Source organism: Flavobacterium sp. RSP46, assembly GCF_003984825.1.
Taxonomy (GTDB): domain Bacteria; phylum Bacteroidota; class Bacteroidia; order Flavobacteriales; family Flavobacteriaceae; genus Flavobacterium.
On record NZ_RYDM01000002.1, the window covers coordinates 197,969 to 214,873 of the forward strand.

10 protein-coding genes and 1 pseudogene are annotated in these 16,905 nt (G+C 34.5%); 8 read left to right on the plus strand and 3 right to left on the minus strand.

The annotated features are described in order from the left end of the window. Positions 1-43 precede the first annotated feature (43 nt). Both EKM01_RS05110 and EKM01_RS05115 read right to left on the minus strand, forming a co-directional pair. Positions 44-1,408, minus strand: coding sequence for a HAMP domain-containing sensor histidine kinase (locus EKM01_RS05110; RefSeq protein WP_317125375.1), 1,365 nt, complete (start codon positions 1,406-1,408; stop codon positions 44-46). Beyond that, positions 1,380-2,729, minus strand: coding sequence for a sigma-54 dependent transcriptional regulator (locus EKM01_RS05115; RefSeq protein ID WP_126561598.1), 1,350 nt, complete (start codon positions 2,727-2,729; stop codon positions 1,380-1,382). The genes EKM01_RS05110 and EKM01_RS05115 overlap by 29 nt, the downstream gene beginning before the upstream one ends. 140 nt (positions 2,730-2,869) lie before the next feature. On the opposite strand from EKM01_RS05115, the gene EKM01_RS05120 reads away from it, so the two are divergent. From EKM01_RS05120 to EKM01_RS05155, 8 genes and pseudogenes are all read left to right on the plus strand, one after another. After that, the gene (locus EKM01_RS05120; protein WP_126553213.1) at positions 2,870-4,108 is read left to right on the plus strand and encodes an efflux RND transporter periplasmic adaptor subunit; all 1,239 of its coding nucleotides are present in this window, start codon (positions 2,870-2,872) and stop codon (positions 4,106-4,108) included. A 50-nt stretch (positions 4,109-4,158) separates the two neighbouring features. After that, positions 4,159-4,863 (plus strand): ABC transporter ATP-binding protein, encoded by a 705-nt coding sequence (locus EKM01_RS05125; RefSeq protein WP_126767200.1) that lies wholly within the window; start codon positions 4,159-4,161, stop codon positions 4,861-4,863. Positions 4,864-4,875: 12 nt separating this feature from the next. Beyond that, positions 4,876-7,305, plus strand: a complete 2,430-nt coding sequence (locus EKM01_RS05130; protein ID WP_126767202.1) for an ABC transporter permease — start codon at positions 4,876-4,878, stop codon at positions 7,303-7,305. A gap of 2 nt (positions 7,306-7,307) precedes the next feature. Further along, entirely contained in the window at positions 7,308-9,725 is a 2,418-nt protein-coding gene (locus EKM01_RS05135; protein ID WP_126767205.1) for an ABC transporter permease, read from the plus strand. Then, positions 9,718-11,031 carry a TolC family protein gene (locus EKM01_RS05140; RefSeq protein ID WP_126767208.1) on the plus strand — a complete coding sequence of 438 codons (1,314 nt, stop codon included), beginning with the start codon at positions 9,718-9,720 and terminating at the stop codon, positions 11,029-11,031. Before EKM01_RS05135 ends, EKM01_RS05140 begins: the two co-directional genes overlap by 8 nt. A gap of 595 nt (positions 11,032-11,626) precedes the next feature. Beyond that, positions 11,627-12,466: pseudogene (locus EKM01_RS05145) on the plus strand (HAD-IC family P-type ATPase); the annotation flags it as partial. A gap of 41 nt (positions 12,467-12,507) precedes the next feature. Then, positions 12,508-13,056 (plus strand): K(+)-transporting ATPase subunit C, encoded by a 549-nt coding sequence (locus EKM01_RS05150; protein ID WP_126767211.1) that lies wholly within the window; start codon positions 12,508-12,510, stop codon positions 13,054-13,056. 241 nt (positions 13,057-13,297) lie between these two features. Continuing rightward, complete coding sequence (locus EKM01_RS05155; protein WP_126767213.1) at positions 13,298-14,374, plus strand: porin; 1,077 nt, start codon at positions 13,298-13,300, stop codon at positions 14,372-14,374. Between the two features lie 136 nt (positions 14,375-14,510). Here EKM01_RS05155 and EKM01_RS05160 read toward each other — a convergent pair whose 3' ends face one another. Further along, complete coding sequence (locus EKM01_RS05160) at positions 14,511-16,769, minus strand: acyl-CoA dehydrogenase (protein ID WP_126767216.1); 2,259 nt, start codon at positions 16,767-16,769, stop codon at positions 14,511-14,513. Positions 16,770-16,905 lie beyond the last annotated feature (136 nt).

A 16,905-nucleotide genomic window follows, 5' to 3' on the forward strand; every position in this document is an offset into this window, starting at 1 on the left:
TAACTAATTTTTCTCTCCTTCAGGATTAATCCAAAACAGAAATTTAATTATCAACCAGACAAATTACAAAAGCTGTTTCTTCACCTTCATTTTGATATGCCAGATACCCTCCGTGCGCTTCGACTATACTTTTAGATAAAGTCAAACCTATTCCGGCTCCTTCGTTACGAGTGGTAAAAAAAGGTAAGAATATTTTGCTTTCTATTTCTTTTTCAATGCCTTTTCCGTTATCGGTAATCTTAATAAAAATTCGCTTTTCTTTAACTTCTGCCGAAATAATAATCCGCTTTTTTTCTGTATCTGCCAGGGCGTAAATACAATTCGTCAAAAGATTAATCAATACATGTTCCATTTGTTGAATGTCAACATTTAGCCTGTGGTCGAAAGCAATCGTGTTTATGACTTCTATTTGTTTTATTTTGAAAATTGGAGCCATAATTTGGAAACTGTTTTCAACCATTTTCAACAATTCTGTTTTTTCTTTTTTGGGAGATGGCAGCATGGCCAGTTTGCGGTAACTTTCAACAAATTGCTGTAGATGGTCGCTCCGCCTTAACATCGTAGCAACACTACTTTTCATATCGTCCAAGTCTTCCGTTGAAATGGTTTCCTGCTGAACTAAATCCTGTAGATTCTGAGAAAGTGACCGAATGGGAGTAATCGAATTCAACAATTCATGAGAAATAACTTTCATCAGATTGACCCAAGCCTCTTTTTCTTTTTTCTCGATTACATTTTGAATCGAATCCAGCAAAACGATAAAATAATCCTGATTGTAAATTTCACTCCTCGAAGTCTGCAGCACAAATGTTTGTCTGTCTTGTTGATTCACACGGATCTCTAATGACGTTTTAATTTCCTGAAAATCTTGCTCCTCGATAACTTCACACAAAGAAGGCAACTGATTTTTCAGATATTTCCATTTGGAAACTTTTGGAACGTTAAAATGTTTGGAAAAATAATCATTCATCAAAAATATATTCCAATCGGTTTCCTGTTTTTGCAGGATAATAATTCCAGTTTCAATATTGTTCAAAATAGAACGGTAAATAATGTCTTTTGAAACTTCTTCGTTTTGTTTGTTTTTTAGATTTTCATACAATTTGAATACGTTGGAATAATTTTTATACGATTTATGCTTTGAAAAATCAGAGGTGAAATCATTTTGCAAAATAGAAGTAATCGTTCTGTCGAAAAGTAAAAAGGCTTGTTTTACATAAAAATACATTTCAACGAGCAGTATAAAAATGATAAGGACACCAAATACGGCCGTGAAAACCAATCCTTTTTGAAAAAGAAAGAAGGAAATTCCGGTAGTCAAAAGAATAAGTAGCAATCTTATAAAAAGGAGATGGTATATTTTCCAGGATGTAAACATATTAGTTGGTGCTGATGTTATATTTTTCAATTCTTCGGTATAAAGCACCTCTTGACAATCCCAATTCCTCCGCCGTTTTACTGATATTGTTGTTGTTTTTCAATAGCATCTTTTCGACGGCTGCTTTTTCGATAGCCGACAGCTGAATATCGTCTGGATTATCCTCGTAAGTTGTTATTTGTTCTAAATCTAAGTCGGAAACGGTAATATGATTGTTCTCGCAAAGAATCACGGCGCGTTCTATTCTGTTTTCCATTTCCCGGATGTTTCCGTTCCAAGCATGTTTTTCGATTTGTTCCAATGATTTTTCATCAAAAGCGATTTCATCTCGTCCGTACTTAGCCATCATTTTTTGCAAGAGATAGTGAGCCAAAGGGATTTTATCTTCGTTGCGTTCCCGTAATGGAGGCAAAACAATTTCCATAGTGTTAATGCGATAATATAAATCCTCTCTGAAATTTTTGTCTGCGACTTCTTGCTTCAAATTCAAGTTGGTGGCGGTAATAATGCGAACATTCAAAGGTCTGGCTTTGGATTCGCCCAATCGGGTTATTGTTTTGGTTTGGATAACCTGCAAGAGTTTAGCCTGCAGATGCAGTGGTACATTTCCAATTTCATCTAAAAAAATAGTTCCATTTTCAGCCAATTCAAAACGTCCCGGAGTATCTGTTTTGGCATCGGTAAAAGCCCCTTTAGCATAACCGAATAATTCGCTTTCAAAAATATTGGCATTCAAGGAACCTAAATCAACGGGAATAAAAGCATTATTTTTTCTTTCGGACTGCAGATAGATGTGATGTGCCAAAACAAATTTACCGGTACCATTTTCTCCGAGGATTAAAACATTGGCTTCTGTTATTGCGACTTTATCAGCCAGTAAATAAGCCTTTTTTATAGCCTCTGAATTACCAATAAAGAAATCGTCAGTAGTAGCAACATCGATTAGTTTCTTTTGTTCTTTGCGTGATTTACTAACAGCTTGTCTTACAAGATTAAGCAATTTTTCGTTGTCCCAAGGCTTTAAAATATAATCAAAAGCCCCTGATTTTAATCCTTCAACAGCCGTTTCTACTTTACCAAAAGCGGTCATTAAAATAACAATGGTTTTTGGCGAAAGCGTTTTTATTTCCTTTAACAGATACAAACCTTCTCTACCGTCCTCGAAACCTATTCTGTAATTCATGTCGAGTAAAACCACATCGATGGTGCTTTTTGACAATAATTCAACCACATTTTTTGGATTAGTGAGTGTATAAATGTTCTCAAAATGTTTTTTAAGCAGCATCTTAGCCGCAAAAAGGATGTCTTCCTGATCGTCAATCACTAAAATGCTTGCGTTTGTCTTTTTCATTAACTGTTCATTTTTGGACAAAAAGTGTTCAATACTGAACACGTGAAATTTGTATTAAAAGTAAAATATTTAAAAATGAGGTGATTGCAAGGTTTAAAATTTTGGCACGAAATTGCTTTATACACCTGAAAATAACAACAATGGACACCATCCTTCCTCGTAAAAATAATAAAAATAAGTATCTATTCATCGCATTGCCACTTTTTTTGGTTTTTGGTTTTTTGGTTTATTCTTCAGTGACTAAAAAAAGGAGCCTGAATGTCAAAAGAGCAGAAATTACTATTAAAACAGTCGAAAATAATTTTTTTGAAGATTTTATCGTGTTCCAGGCAAAAGTAACGCCATTGAATTCTATTTTGATTAATATTACCGAAGGTGGCGCTGTTCAGGAAATTTATGTTGAAAATGGGGCGATGGTTAAAAAAGGACAAGCTTTGGCCCGACTTTACAATCCCAACACCGAGTTGAATTATATGCAACAAGAAACTGCCATTATCGAACAAATCAATAATTTGAACAAATCAAAACTCGATTTAAGAAACCAGGAGTTGAATTTGGCCAAAGATTTAATTGCAATAGAGCACGATTATTTGGATTCTAAAAATTTATACGATTTAAATAAGAAATTATTTGAGCAAGAAATCCTTTCTAAAAATGAATGGGAAAAAACAGTAGAAAATTTACGTTTCCAGAAAGAAAGAATGAAAATCATTAAGGAAAGTGTTACCAAAGAGAAACGGGCGAATCAAATCCAAATTGGACAACTGAATCAATCTATCGCTTTCATGGATAAAAGTTTGGGGATTTTGAGAACAAACAAGCAGCATTTTTTAATCTCAGCCCCGCTTTCAGGAAGACTTTCTTCTTTTGAACCGATCCTGGGGAAAACATACATTCAGGGACTAAGTATTGGGACAATTGATGTAATGAAAGGCTATAAATTGCTTGCCGATGTGGATGAGTTTTATTTGAACAAAATCACTGATGGCCAAAAAGGAACAGTCGATTTTAATGGAAAACCAATCCGTGTTCAGATTACGAAAGTCATTCCCGAAATAAAAAGTGGACGATTTGTGGTCGAATTGAATTTCACTTCCTCAGAAAGTTTGAATTTACAACAGGGATTGAGTTTTGGGGTTAAATTAAATTTGTCAGAAAAAACAAAAACAGTAGTGCTTTCCAAAGGAAGTTTTTATGAAGAAACCAATGGGAAATGGATTTTTGTTGTCAACGGCAGCAAAGGAGAACGAAGAGCAATCAAACTTGGGAAAGAAAATCCATTATATTATGAAGTTCTTGGCGGATTGAAAGCTGGCGAAAAAGTAATCACGTCATCGTACAAAGATTATAAACGGGCGGAAATATTAAATTTAGAATAAGAAATAGTAGGAAACATAAAAATAGCATCAATCAAAAAACGAACAATAGTATGATTCAAATTAAAAATCTTTCAAGAGTATTTAGAACCGAGGAATTAGAAACGAAAGCATTAAGTGAAGTTTCTATAACCATAAATCAAGGTGATTTTGTGTCCATCATGGGGCCTTCGGGAAGTGGAAAATCCACTTTATTAAATATTGTAGGATTGCTCGACAGCGCTTCCAGTGGAAGTTATCAATTGTTAAATCAGGAAATGATTGGATTGAAAGAAAAAGGAAAATCGAAAGCCAGAAAAGAAAATATTGGTTTTATTTTTCAGAATTTCAATTTGATAGACGAATTATCGGTTTATGATAATATCGAATTGCCATTGATTTATAACAAAGTTCCTTCTTCTGAAAGAAAGAAAAAAGTAGAAGCAATTGCCGATAAATTAGGGATTTCACACCGATTAAAACATTATCCACAACAGCTTTCCGGAGGACAACAACAACGTGTGGCCGTGGCAAGAGCTTTAATTAACGATCCGAAAATCATCCTTGCCGATGAACCTACAGGAAATCTAGATAGCAAAAATGGAAATGAAGTTATGGAATTGCTCACTGATCTACATTCCAACGGAGCAACGATCCTGATGGTTACACATTCTGAGTACGATGCGTCTTTTTCCCAAAAAACAATTTTGATGAAAGATGGAATGATACTTTCAGAAAAAACAAATAGTCGTAATGTAGATGTGTTAATCAAACAATAAATTCTACCAATCATGCTAAAAAATTGGATAAATATATTTTTATACCATCTCAAAAAAAACAAGCTTTTTTCGGCTTTGAATGTTTTCGGCTTAGCGATTGGAATTGCAGGATTGATTTTTGCATTGCTTTATTGGAATGATGAACAAAGTTATAACGCTTGGAATCCAGAAAAAGATAATGTATTTCAGGTATTGATTGAAATGCCTGATGGAACCGTATCTGCAAATCAACCTCCGATATTAAAATCTTTGTTAGAAAAAGATCCTGAAATTGAAACTATCTTATATATGAAAGGGGATTATGTAAATGACCGGATTTTTTATAACGGAAAGAGTGAAGAAATCAACAAAATCATCAATGTTCAAAGTAATTTCTTTTCGTTTTTTCCTTTTAAAATTATTAAAGGAGACGCTATTTCAGCATTGAAAGATGAAACGAGTATTGCCATTTCGGAAGATGTTGCGAAAAGAGTTTTTGGTAACGAAAACCCTATCGGTAAACAACTAAAAGTTTTTTACGGAATGTTTGTTGTTCGCGCAGTTTATCGTATTCCTGGAAATTCGTCCATTGTTCCAGAGATATTGATTGACAGGATAGGAAGGAATTTAGATTCAAATAATATCCAACGAGATATTTTTAATTTTAAAGTCTTTCTAAAACTAAAAGCCTATTCTAACGCAGAGGATATCAAAAAGAAGATTGAACAAATATATTATAATGAATTAACGCTAAACAATGCGAAAGAACAAGGAATTACACCTGATGATGTAATTAAAAGAGATGGCCGTATTAAAATTATTTTGGAACCGCTCTCAACCGCCAGATTGCACTCCGTTGTTGATGGCTATCCAGAGGGGAGAGGTAACTATCAGTTTCTACTTATAATGGTTGGTTTATCTGTTTTAATTCTCATTTTATCCATTGTCAATTATGTCAATATGGCTACGGCCAATGCCATAAAGCGAGCCAAAGAAGTGGGTGTGCGTAAAGTAGTTGGTGCATCAAGAGGCAATATTATTAGTCAATTCATTTTTGAAACAATCCTTATCAGTTCGTTTTCTATTTTATTGGCATTGGTAATTGTAGAGTTAGGGTTGCCTTATTACAATGAATTTTTGGAAAAAGAACTAATAATAAACGGCAATGAATTTTATTTGCAATTACTTGCAATTTTTATGATTACCATTTTGGTTGCAGGGATATTTCCAGCGGTTTATATTTCCAATTTTGAAACCTTAAAAGTATTGAAAGGGAATTTCGGAAGAAGTAAAAGTGGCGTTTGGTTGCGCAACGGTATGCTGGTTTTACAATTTTCTATTGCGACATTTTTTATTATTGGATCTCATATTGTCTATCAGCAAGTCAACTATTTAAGCAATAAAGATCTTGGATTTAAGGGAGATCAAGTAATGTCTATAACTTTTACTCCCCCTGCTTCAGACTATTATCAGGAAGCGCCTTTATTGCAAAATATATTCAATAGATATACTACTATTAAACGGGAATTATCTAAGATAAAAGGAGTTGAACAGGCTTCGACAGGTATTGTTAAGTTTGGTGATGGCGCAATGTCTTCAAACGTTGCATATAAAGAGGTAAACTTTCAAGGACAAAATATGGCTGTTGATTTTGGTATGCTTGACATGATGAAAATTAAAGTGATAAAGGGCAGAGGTCTTGACGAAAAATTTGCTAGCGACACAATTAATTCAGTTATCATAAATGAAACAGCTCTCAAAATGATAAAGGAGAAAAATCCGTTGGGAAAAGAAATTGAATTGCTTGGAAAAAAATTAAAAATAGTTGGAGTCGTAAAAGATTTCAATCTATTTAGTCCAGAAGACCAAGTTCCGCCAATGACAATTTTTCATGCTACTTCCTTCAATATGTCTTACTCAGCCATTCGTCGAGTGTATGTAAAACTAAAAGCTGATGATATGGAAAATAGCATAGCCGATATCGAGAAATTATGGACTTCTAAAGTCAATACTGAATACCCATTCAAATATGATTTTGTTGATAAGGAGTACGCCAGAACTTATGAAACCTATGTAAAACAAAAGAATCTTTTTTCATTGTTAAATATTGTGGTAATTGGTATTGCCCTTTTCGGGCTGTTTGCTTTGGCTTCTTATTCGATACAAAGTCGGATGAAAGAAATTGCTATCAGAAAAACTTTGGGTGCAGAAACCAATACTTTGCTTAAAGAATTATCAAAACAGTATATTTTATATTGCGCAATCGGGTTTTTAATCGCTTTGTTTCCAGTGTATTATTTGTTGAACAAATGGCTCGAAAATTTTGCCTTTAGGATTGACATCACTGTATTTCCATTTATTTTTGGATTCCTCATACTATTAGTTTTAACATTGATAATTGTGCTTTTAAAAGCGTATACCGCAACCCGAGTTAATGTTTTACATTACTTAAAATACGAATAACCATGCTAAAAAATTGGACACGAATATTTTTATACCATCTCAAAAACGAGAAGCTTTTTTCGGCTTTGAATGTTTTCGGACTAGCAATAGGAATTGCAGGCTTAATTTTCGCTTTACTATATTGGAACGACGAACAAAGTTATGACGCCTGGAATCCCGAAAAAGACAATGTGCATCAGGTTTTAGTAGAGTTAACAGGAATGCCCATTTTTTCAGATTGTGCTTTATTCCTAAAACCTATTTTAGATAAAGATGCTAATGTAGAAAAGATCGTTTATGCTGACAGTTGGTATCAAAAGGATAAAATTATCTACAAAGGCAAGAAAGAAATAGTTGATAAAATTATCAATGTTGAAGCTGATTTCTTTTCGCTATTTCCATTTGAAATTATTAAGGGAGATGCTGTTTCGGCATTAAAAGATGATTCAAGTGCTGCTATTTCAGATGTTATTGCTAAACGAGTTTTTGGTAACGAAAATCCAATTGGAAAACAAATAACATGTTTGGATCAAATGTTTGTGGTACGCGCTGTGTATCATATTTCAGGGAATTCCTCAATTGCTCCAGATGTCGTGATGAATAAAATGAAAGAATGGATGAGTGGGAATACGACATCTCCTTTTGTCCTTAAATTACTTTTAAAAGTTAAAGATCCGTCTAAAATTGAGAATACTCGAAAGAGCTTGGAAAGAATGTATAATGGCGATTTCATTGAAAGAATAGCTAAGCTGGAGGGGTTTACTCCCGAGGAAATGGCTAAGAAAATAGGTTATTTTAATGTAGTTATAGAGCCACTTTCAGAAGCGAGATTACATTCTATTGCAGATGGATATCCTGAAGGCAGAGGGAATTATCAGTTTTTGTTGATTATGGTCGGGTTATCTGTTTTAATACTCATTCTTTCGATTGTAAATTATATCAATTTGGCTACAGCTAATGCAGTTAAACGTGCTAAAGAAATTGGTGTTCGTAAAGTTGTGGGTGCTTCAAAAAGTACTATTGTTATTCAATTTATTTTTGAAACTGCTCTAATAAGTTTGTTTTCGATTTTACTAGCATTGGTTATTGTTGAGTTGACTTTGCCGTATTACAACAATTTTTTAAATAAGAGTTTACGAATAATTGGCAGTCAGTTTTATCTGCAATTAATTCTGATTTTCAGTATTACAGTTTTGGTGGCAGGAATACTTCCAGCCGTTTATGTTGCTAATTTTGAAACTTTAAAAGTTCTGAAAGGCAATTTTGGAAGAAGTAAAAACGGAACCTGGTTGCGTAACGGAATGTTGATTTTCCAGTTTATGGTGGCTACTTTCTTTATTGTTGGTTCTTATATTGTGTATCAGCAAATCGATTATCTAACCAATAAAGATTTAGGTTTTAAAGGAGATCAAGTGATTGAAATTAATTTGAATTTTCCTAATTCCGATTATGAAGTGAAAAAGGTTGGACAAAATATTTACAACAAATACAGTACTATTAAACAAGAATTGGCTAAAATAAAAGGAGTTGAACAATCTTCTACAGGTCTGGTTTCATTCGATGGTTCAGACGATTCATTAGGTGGAGTATTGTATAAAGAAGAGCTTTTTAAAGGACGAACAATTGCGGTAGATTACGATTTGCTTGAAATGATGAAAATTAAAGTCATAAAAGGTAGGGGACTTGATAAAAAATACGCTACAGACACCATTACTTCTGTACTAATTAATGAAACAGCCCAAAAACTAATGGGTATGAAAGAGCCAATAGGAAAAGAACTTATTGTTAAAGAACGAAAGTTAAAAATCATAGGAGTTGTTAAAGATTTTAATTTATTAAGTCCTGAAGTAGAGGTGTCAGGAATGTATTTCTTTCATCTTAAAACCGTAGATATTGCTCAAAACATCAATAAGGTTTTCGTAAAACTAAAATCGGATAATATTGAAAATACGATTGCTGATATTGACAAATTATGGGCAACGGTTGATACTGACTACCCATTTAAATATGATTTTGTAGACAAACAATATGCAAGAACATATGAATCTTATGTAAAACAAAAGAACCTATTTTCATTGCTAAATTTTGTGGTGATTGGCATTGCTCTTTTTGGTTTGTTTGCTTTGGCTTCGTATTCGATACAAAGTAGAATGAAAGAAATAGCCATCCGTAAAACCCTTGGTGCAGAAACGAATGTGCTACTGAAAGAATTGTCTAAACAATATATTTTGTATTGCATTATTGGTTTTTTAATTGCTTTGTTTCCTACTTTTTATTTGTTGAATATGTGGTTAGAGAATTTTGCTTTTAAAATTGAAATGACCTTGTTTCCATTCCTTTTTGGTTTTATTATACTATTGGTTTTAACATTAATCATTGTTTTGTCAAGAGCCTATCAAGCAACAAAAACAGATGTTTTAAAATATTTAAAATATGAATAAAGAAACAGTGATAACACTTTTATTTTTAATTTTTAGTGCTTTTGCCAGCGGTCAAGAAAATTCTTGGTCGCTAACAAAATGCATGGAAACGGGTTTGCAGAATACTATCGAAATAAAAATTAGGCAGCTAGAAATAAAAAGAACAGAACGATCACAAAATTCGGTTTTAAATCGAATGTTGCCAACGATCGATTTAAATGGACAACAAGGCTACATTTTTGGTTCCACCATTGACCCAGCCACTAATGCAAGGGTAAGTTCTAATTTTCAAAGTGATAATTTCTATCTCAATGCCAGAGCAAATCTGATTGATTTTGGCGCATTTGCAAATGCTCAAAAAGATAAAATCAATATTGAGCAAGCTAAAGCCGAGAAAGAAGTTGTAGAAAATGAATATAAGTTGCAACTTTTAGAAAGTTATTATCAGGCACTTTACACTCAGGAGTTATTAAAAATTCAAAAAGAGCAATTCGTACAAGCCACTTTTAATTTGGACAGAGTAACAAAAGAAGTGGCAATTGGCAGCAAGCCACAAAGCGATTTGTATGATATGCAATTGAGTTTTTCTGAGGAAGAAAACCGAAATTTAGCAACCGAACAATTGTATGCTATTAAAAAAATGGAATTGTTCCAATTGATGAATGTTAGCGATGCGGTTCTTTCGGATGCAGTTGTGTTAGAGTCTTATTTTAACGAAAGAGCCACTGAAGTTTTAGAGCAAGGATTCTATAATCCTAAAATAAAGCTTGCGGAACTCCAATACGAAAATAGTTTGAAATCAATTACCGTAGAACGCGCACTCAATTTACCAGTGTTATCAGCCTATTATGGGTTTTCCTCTTTTTATTACAAAACTTTAAACCAGGGAAACACAATCGCGGACCCTTTTTTTACGCAACTACAAGCTAATAAAAGTCATCAGATTGCGATGCTATTGACAATTCCGGTTTTCAACGGATTTAGGAATACTAAAAAAATTAGTGCTTCAAAACTAGGTAGTGAAAAATCAAAGTTGGTTATAGAACAGACAAAACAACGGTTGCACAATCAAATAGAATTAGAAAATCAAAACAAAAGAAATTATACGGAGTTTCAAGATAAATTGAACCAAAAACAGTCTTATGCGAAGGCGTCTCTGGCCACTACCCAAGCCAAATTTGAAAGTGGAAAAGTGGAAGCTATTTTATATTCATCAGTAAAAAATCAATTTATTTCTGCAGAATATGAAGTGCTAAAAAACAACCTTCGGCTGCAATATGTAGACCTGAAGATTAATTTGTTAAGAAAGGATCGGTTGTATAAATAAAGACTGATATTTAAAATCATTCACAATCTTTTAGAGACAACTTCTTTATATCCTGCATGAAATGGTTCGTAAACAGTTTCGTATGGACCACCATAATTTGCAAACCTTCAAAATAATTTGATTTTGGAGTTTTTTTTCTAAAAAAAAATAGTTTATATCATTTATCTCAAATCATTTTTAGTTTCATAGCCGATAATTTTATAGGCTAAACAAGTATTCACAAGAAGCAAAAAATATATGTTTCATGTAAAGTATAGACCTACACGATTTTTAAAACCTCAGGTCAGTCACTCCTGCAAGGTTTATAAAATCGTATACGCCTTTTTTTTTACCTAATGAAACCCTATTTTTTTGAGAAAAGTCTATCATTTTGATAGGCTTTTTTTATGCCCTTTTTTGGTACGTAAGCCGTAAGTTGTTTGCTTACTTGACATTAGTTGTGATTGTGATTTCTTGGAACACCTTTTGGCATAAGCGATGAAGAACATAAAATTCATTCTAATGAAAAATCAAGTAAATACTATTTACAAACAGGCAGAACGATTTGCCGAAATCACAAAAACCGCAATCCTTAGCGGAAACATTGTGCGGGCAAAAAAACATTGCGCTTCAGGCAGGGAACGTTTTTCCTGAGGATACGGCGCAACGAGTGATTGCTATTTCATCTAAAGGAGGAACGCCGTTGGTGGTGGTCAAAAACAACCAAGTGCAAGGGGTTATCGAATTGCAGGATATTATTAAAACGGGAATGAAAGTACGTTTTTAGCGTTTGCGTAAAATGGGGGTGAAAACCGTGATGGTTACCGGAGATAATCCGCTTACCGCCAAATTTATTGCAGAAGCTGCTGGTGTTGATGATTTTATTGACGAAGCCAAGCCTAAGGATAAGATGAACTAAATCAAAAACGAGCAACAAAACGGGAAACTCGTGGCCATGATGGGCGACGGTACGAATGATGCACCTGCTTTAGCACAAGCCGATGTATGTGTTGCGATGAACAGCGGAACACAAGCTACCAAAGAAGTCGGAAACATGGTTGATCTAGACAATGATCCAACCAAGTTAATTGAAATTATTGAAATTGGTAAACAATTGTTGATGACCTGAGGGACGCTTACTACTTTCTCGATTGCGAATGATGTTGCCAAATATTTTGCTATTGTCCCAGCGCTTTTCATTACGGCGATTCCCGCACTGGAAGGTTTGAATATCATGCGTTTGCATAGCCCGGAAAGTGCTATTTTAGCAGCGGTAATATTTAATCCGATTACAATTCCGATATTGATTCCACTGGCATTAAAAGGAATTGATTATAAGCCGATTGGCGCGAGTTCCATCCTAAAAAGAAACCTGTTGATTTACGGTTCAGGTGGATTGATTGTTCCTTTTATCGGAATTAAATTGATCGATATGGCAGTGGCTTTATTTATGTAAAAATACAATGAGACGTTGCAATGCAACGTCTCTACAAAAAAATGAAAAATATATTTTCAATATTAAAATTGACCTTATTTATGGTCGTTTTATTAGCGGTTATTTATCCAATGGCGATTTTTGGAATTGCTCAATTGGCCTCAAACAAAGGAAAAAGAGAAATTATTTTAGTAAACGGAAAAGTAGTAGGCTATCAAAATATTGGACAAAAATTCGATAAATCCAATTACTTTTGGGGTAGACCTTCGGCGGTGGATTATAACGTGGCAGGAAGCGCTGGAAGTAACAAAGGACCCAGTAATGCGGAATATCTGGTTTTGATACAAAAGAGAATTGATACGTTTTTGATCGTTCATCCGTATTTGAAAAAAGGAGCAATTCCTGCCGATATGGTTACGGCTTCGGGAAGTGGATTGGACCCGAATATTTCCCCGGAAGGAGCTTTAATTCTGGTGCAACGAGTGGCCAAAGAAAGAAAGTTATCAAAAGTAAAAGCTCTGGTAGAAACTAAAATTAATAAGCCAACAATAATGGGTACTTCAACAGTTAATGTTCTGGAATTGAATGTAGCTTTGGATGCGTTGAAATAATGTTCCCTCCCTCATCAAAATGACAAATTGGAACGGAAAAAAATTAATACCTACAAGGTTTTTAGAATCCTTTCAGGAAAATAAAAAGCTTTTTTACCCCAAAAGGCCTAGCCCCGATAGAAGGGAAAATCCTTTTGTCTCGTTTTTTTTAACGAGATAAAAGATTGGAATGATAGCGGGATTAGCTCTTAAAATAAATAATGAGGATGAGATTGCTTCGTTCCTCACAATGACTAAAACAATGAAAAAAATAATAGTTACTGCTTTAATAGCTTTAGGATCTACAACAATTAATGCTCAAGAAACCTGTAAAAGTCCATTGACGTTCTCAGGATATTTAGAAACGTATTACAGTTTTGATTTTGGGAATCCAGACCATCATGTGCGTCCGGGATTTTTTTACAGTCATAATAAGCACAATGAAGTCAATTTGAATTTAGGTCTTTTGAAATTGAATTATTCCAAAGATAATATTCGTGCTAATTTTGCTTTAATGGCCGGAACATATGCCCAATATAATTTAGCCTCAGAACCAGATTTGTTGAAAAACGTATATGAGGCGAATGTTGGGCTAAAAATTTCGAAAGGCCACAATCTGTGGGTTGATGCAGGAATTATGCCCTCTCATATTGGTTTTGAAAGTGCCATTGGGAAAGATTGCATGACTGTGACACGAAGTATTTTGGCCGATAATTCTCCGTATTATGAAACGGGAGTAAAAATTGGGTATACCTCTAAAAGTGAAAAATGGTATTTGGCGGCACTGTATCTAAACGGCTGGCAACGCATTCAGAAAATTGACGGGAACCAGACTCCGGCTTTTGGAACACAAATTACGTATAAACCAAATGCTAAAATGGCATTGAACTGGAGTACTTATATAGGGAACGAACAACCGGATACCGACAGAAAATGGCGTTATTTTAATAATTTTTACGGGCAATTTAAAGTATCTAAAACGACAAGTCTGATTGCTGGTTTTGATATTGGTGCGCAACAAACCGCAACAAAAAATGGCCAATATGACATTTGGATTTCACCTGTTTTGATGGCGCAATACAAGCCAACCCCTAAAATTCAATTGGCTGCAAGAGCGGAATATTATCAGGATGAAAAAGGGGTTATTATTGCTACAGAAACAGAAAACGGATTTAAAACGTATGGTTTTTCGGCTAATTTTGATTATTTGGCAGCAGACAATATGATGTTTAGAATAGAAGCCAGAACTTTGAACAGTAAAGACGATATCTTTTTGAAAAACCACAATCCAATAGATAGTAATGTGTTTTTGACGACTTCTTTGGCGATTTCGTTTTAGATTTTAAAAATAGAATTTTACCATTAAGAGATTAAATTTCATTGAGCAAATGCATAATTCTTCTTAATTTCTCCTATGTTAGGGTGTTTTACAAGAAAAATCATTTTTGCCTATGAAATAAAATGTTTTTAGTTCTTTATAATGCAATTGGTGCTGCAAGGCAACTATCCGGAATGTCAAATGCTTTTACTAATGAGACAGCATCCGGCCTTATTTCCCAGCAAAGCTGATTGACCATCTTGCGTATGGCTTTTGTTTTTATCCCCTCCATGTAGCCATCTTCAAGATACCAGCCTTTATTTTTCTCCATTTGTGAAAGCGCATACAACTGGCATAATTTTGTCACTATTTCCTTGTTTTTCTGATCTTCAATAGCTTGTACGGCTTTTTGAAACTGCTCCAGAACAATTCGCTCCAGATATGCCTGAGCCACATCAATCATGTGGTGCTGTACCACATTAAAGGCATCATAAGGTTCAAGTCCGCCATCAATCAGTTTTTTTAATCGTTTTGCTGCCGATGCCAATATCGTTTTTTCCCTATATTGAAAGGCATCCAGATGAAAGGCATCCTCTAATAAATGATCCTCATCTGTTTTTCGGGTTATAATAGGATTTTTTTTAGCAATAGCAGTTTTAGCAGTCTCAAAAACGTAATTTATTATACCCATAGCATCCATTTCTCCAAATGTCTTGCGGAATTCCGACAACCTGTTTTTAGCAACTAATTGCATTAATACCGTATTATCCCCTTCAAAGGTTGTGTAGATTTCGGTATCATTTTTCAAGGCATCGATCCTGTTTTCTGATAGGTATCCTTTGCCACCGCAGGCTTCACGGCATTCCTGCAAAATAGCAGTAGTACTCCAGGTTGAATACGCTTTCATTCCGGCAGCCAAGGCTTCAATTTCTGGCATTTCAGTTTCTGTTCGTTCTAGGTATCTATTTGTCACGTATTGCAACGCAAAATGAATAGCATACGTTTTTGCCAGCAAAGGCAGTAGCCTGCGTTGATGTATTCTGTAATTTAAGATTGGAACTTCTGAACCGCCTTCGGGTCCAAATTGCCTGCGTGAGTCGCTATATTGTATTGCTATTGTTAATCCGGATTTGGCTGCCGCCAAAGCAGATCTCGGAATCCCAATTCGGCCGCCAACTAAAGTGCCTAACATCGTAAAAAAACGGCGATTGTCACTTGGAATTGGACTTTCAAATTTTCCTTCATCATTTACCGAAGCAAATCGATCCAACATGTTTTCTTTTGGAATAACGACATTTTCAAAACGAATGGTACCGTTATCAACGCCATTAAGTCCCATTTTATGTCCGCAATCACTAATAGTAATGCCTTTCAGGATTGTACTATTAGTATCCCGTATTGGAACAATAAAGGCATTTACGCCGTAATCCATTTCATCAATAATCAATTTAGCAAATACCGTAGCCATTTGACCGTGTACTGCCGCATTGCCAATGTATTCTTTCTGCGCCTTTTCATGTGGTGTATTAATGATAAACGTTTGGTTGTCGTGGTTATAAGTAGCAGTTGTTTCTAATCCTTTTACATTTGAACCGTGATTGGTTTCGGTCATAGCAAAACAGCCGGGCAACTTTAGCGAACCAATATCTTTTAAGTATTTGCTGTAATGTTTTTCGGTACCTAGTGATTGTATGCTCATTCCCCAAAGCCCGAATTGCACTCCAAATTTAATAACCAGGCTCAAATCATGGTAGCTTAATGTTTCCATTATAGCAAAATAATCGGCACTATTTTCACCGCCGCCGTATTGCTTAGGATACGCCATATTCCCCAGATTTTCTTTTGCAAGAATTGTGCACCAATCGTACACTTTTTCACGATATACCGCTATATCAGTTGAAGTTTCATAGGCAAAATCTGGTCGACTGATGACCGTTTTCACTTTTTTAATAATAGCAGACTGTTTGCCATCCAGAATCTGAGTTAGTTTTTCTATGTCGAATGTGTTGCTCGTATGATAATTTGAAGTAACGGTTTTTGCCGTTTTTTTTAAATTTGAAACGGCTTCTTCACCTAAAATTCCCAAATCGTTTTCCAGTTTCATAAAATCAGTCGCAAGATCTTTGATAACAGAATTTTTTTCTGCAAGTACCATTGAAACATCAAATATAGATTTCAGCAGAGGATTCTGATCAATAGCAGTATCTATTTCAAATTTCCACTCCGCAAGTTCTATTCTTGAAGGAGGTGCTGAAACCGTTACTTTTGAAAGTAGATATTCCTGCTCTTTTCTGGAAATCCATTGTTGTGAGCGTATGAACTCTTGCAAAGTAACAAACTCTTTTTGAGTTAAAAGATCGTCTGACCAAGCAAGGTAAAATAAAGGAATAAAGGCTTTGAGTTTTGAATTTTCCATAGCACACTTTAATTAAAATAATATTTTCAGTTGGGTTAAGATAGAAAAAATTAATGAATAAAATGACGTAACAACGGGATACTTCTGTATTTAGAGCGGAAAATAACTCTCAAAAAGTATCAAAAAAATTAGAAAA